General features: G+C 63.4%; 3 protein-coding genes and 1 pseudogene. 3 read left to right on the plus strand and 1 reads right to left on the minus strand.

Annotated elements, in window-relative coordinates; translation table 11 throughout:
• The 3 genes and pseudogenes from WAN02_RS25335 to WAN02_RS25345 all read left to right on the plus strand — a co-directional run.
• A pseudogene (locus tag WAN02_RS25335) lies at positions 1-193 on the plus strand (MCE family protein); the annotation flags it as partial.
• Positions 157-882 (plus strand): tetratricopeptide repeat protein, encoded by a 726-nt coding sequence (locus WAN02_RS25340; protein ID WP_422267569.1) that lies wholly within the window; start codon positions 157-159, stop codon positions 880-882. The pseudogene WAN02_RS25335 and the gene WAN02_RS25340, both read left to right, overlap by 37 nt.
• Positions 879-1682 (plus strand): hypothetical protein, encoded by an 804-nt coding sequence (locus WAN02_RS25345; RefSeq protein ID WP_422267571.1) that lies wholly within the window; start codon positions 879-881, stop codon positions 1680-1682. The genes WAN02_RS25340 and WAN02_RS25345 overlap by 4 nt, the downstream gene beginning before the upstream one ends.
• 12 nt (positions 1683-1694) lie before the next feature.
• On the opposite strand, the gene WAN02_RS25350 is transcribed toward WAN02_RS25345, so the two are convergent.
• Entirely contained in the window at positions 1695-1928 is a 234-nt protein-coding gene (locus tag WAN02_RS25350; protein ID WP_422267573.1) for a hypothetical protein, read from the minus strand.
• Positions 1929-2442 lie beyond the last annotated feature (514 nt).

Genomic DNA, 2442 nt, shown 5'->3' on the forward strand with positions numbered 1-2442 from the left:
GGCCCCGCCGGAGTCGGCACCCGGGCAGGCACCGGCACAAGCGGCACCGCCGCCGGTCGCGGCAGCCCAATATGATCCCGCCACCGGCGAGTATGTTGGACCGGACGGCCAGCGGTACAAACAACCCACCCTGTCGGGCGGTCTCAAGGAGCGAACATGGCAGCAGATGCTGACGCCCCCGACGGGGAACTGAGCAAGACCGCGGCGAAACCACCGTCACCGGCGACGCCGGACCACACCGAGGGCGATTCGACCGCGTCCCCGGATGAAAGCCAGCCGACGGCAGCCGCGAAGCCCGAGTCGGCCGATGGCGATGCTGACGAGGCCGAGGACTACGACGCCGCAGTCGACGACGAAGATGACGACGCCTCCGAAGACGCGGCGCCGGTTGAGGTTTTGCGGTCGCATGTGCGGCTGGCAACGATGGTCGGGGTGGCTGTGGTCGTCGCCGTGGCCGCGACCGTAGGGTGGCTGGGATTCCGGGATTATCAATCGCGTCAAGCCCAAGAGCAGCGGCAGCTGTTCCTTCAGGTCGGGCGGCAGTGCGCGCTGAATCTGACAACGATCGACTGGCAGCACGCCGACGCCGATGTTCAGCGTGTTCTGGATTCGGCGACAGGTCAGTTCTACGACCAGTTCTCCAAACGCAAGCAACCTTTCATCGAGGTGCTCAAGAAGGCGCAGTCGAAGTCGGTGGGAACCATCACCGAAGCGGGCCTGGAATCCGACTCGGGTGACAAAGCACAGGTACTGGTCGCCGCGTCCATCAAGACCTCCAATCTCGGCGCAGACGACCAGCCGCCGCGGGAGTGGCGGATGCGAATCTCAGTGGAAAAATCCGGCGATGAGGTCAAGATCTCCAACGTTGCATTTGTGCCATGACCAAGCCGCATTCCGGTGGCGCCGAAGAGGAATCCGATAAACCAGAGGGGAAGTCAACCGCTGTGCGGGTGCAAACCGACGCTGCAAGCGAGCAAGACACCGCAGAGGTCCAGACGACCGAGCCGGTCGAGGGCGAAGCAAATGAGCCTGAGGACGCCGAGAACACGGTGGGCGCCGAAGACATCGACGAGGCCGCGGCCGCAATCTCCGACGACGCTGACGCGGAAGACGAGGCCGAGGCCGCGGCCGCAATCTCGGACGAAGCTGACGCCGAAGACGAGGCCCAACAGGGCAAGCCGGCCAAGGCCAAACTCCGGATCAGCTGGCCTCTGGTGCTGGCCTACGGGGTGCTGCCGGGTCTAGCGCTGCTACTCGCGGCAGCCGGGGGTTTTTTGAAGTGGCAGGATTCCTCGGCGCGCGCGGCGCAGCTTGCGCGCATCGAATCGGTCGCGGCCGCAAAGGATTCCACGATCGCTTTGCTTTCGTATAAGTCCGACACCGTGGAAAAGGATCTCGAAGCCGCCAAAAATCGGATGACCGGCGCGTTCAAGGAGTCCTACTCACAGCTGATCAACGACGTGGTCATCCCCGGCGCGAAGAAGGGGCACATCTCCACGACGGCCACCGTGCCCGCCGCGGCCTCGGTGTCGGCGACCGCCAACCACGCGGTGACCCTGCTCTTCGTCAACCAGACCGCAGTCGTCGACAAGGATCCGCCCACCGACAGCGTGTCCAGTGTGCGGGTGATCCTGGACAAGGTTGGCGGACGCTGGCTGATTTCTGGATTCGACCCGGTGTAGTTCCGGTGCGCCCTACAGTGTGACGCGGGTCGCCGCGATGTCTTGACAAACCGTCGAGGGCGTGGCCGGACTGGCGGTGCCCTGCAGAATGTCCGTACATCCCTGGCCCTTGACGATATATGTCGCCCCCGGTCGGTAGGGGTAGTCGACAATCGACGTATTGGGGGTGCTGGACCACCCGCACTGCCCAGCCGAATCGTCTCCCTCGATGGACAGGCACACCGTTTGCTCGGTGTGGGCATTCACCGTGCACGATCCGGCATCTAATGTTGCCCTCACATAGTTAACACCCGCAATATTGACCACTTTCGGCCCATCAAGCACAAACGAACAATGGCCGTTCTCAGTCGGCGGCGACGCAACCGCGGAGCCCGCGCAGTAAAGCCCGATGGGACAAATCGCCAGAAAGGCCGAAAAAGCGCCGAATAATCGGATCATCTGGTCAGCTTAGCGCAGAGCGGATTTCTTAACCACGGGGATTTCCGCGGAAATCCGCGGCCGCCGGCCACTCCGCATTTGCGGATTACTCGGCGATCCTTTCTTCATCCGGACACCGCCGACTATCCACGAGGCATCCGAGGATCGGGTAAACCGTGTGATGCCTCGATGGGACAAACTGGGGCGCCGCCCAAAAGGGCGCCCCGAACCCCGAATAAACAGGTGCGCCGAGATTCTTGATGGCACGGCAGTCCGTCGCATCCTTCGGAGCTCAGGGCCCGTCTTGGTCAGCGGTGAGCTGGTCGACTTGCGCGAACGCTCA

The sequence above is a fragment of the Mycobacterium sp. genome, assembly GCF_049281135.1.
Classification (GTDB): domain Bacteria; phylum Actinomycetota; class Actinomycetes; order Mycobacteriales; family Mycobacteriaceae; genus Mycobacterium.

Excerpts from the sequence above, each read along its gene's own strand:
- WAN02_RS25345 (WP_422267571.1), top strand. The coding sequence starts at position 879 with ATGACCAAGCCGCATTCCGGTGGCGCCGAAGAGGAATCCGATAAACCA.
- WAN02_RS25340 (WP_422267569.1), top strand. The coding sequence starts at position 157 with ATGGCAGCAGATGCTGACGCCCCCGACGGGGAACTGAGCAAGACCGCG.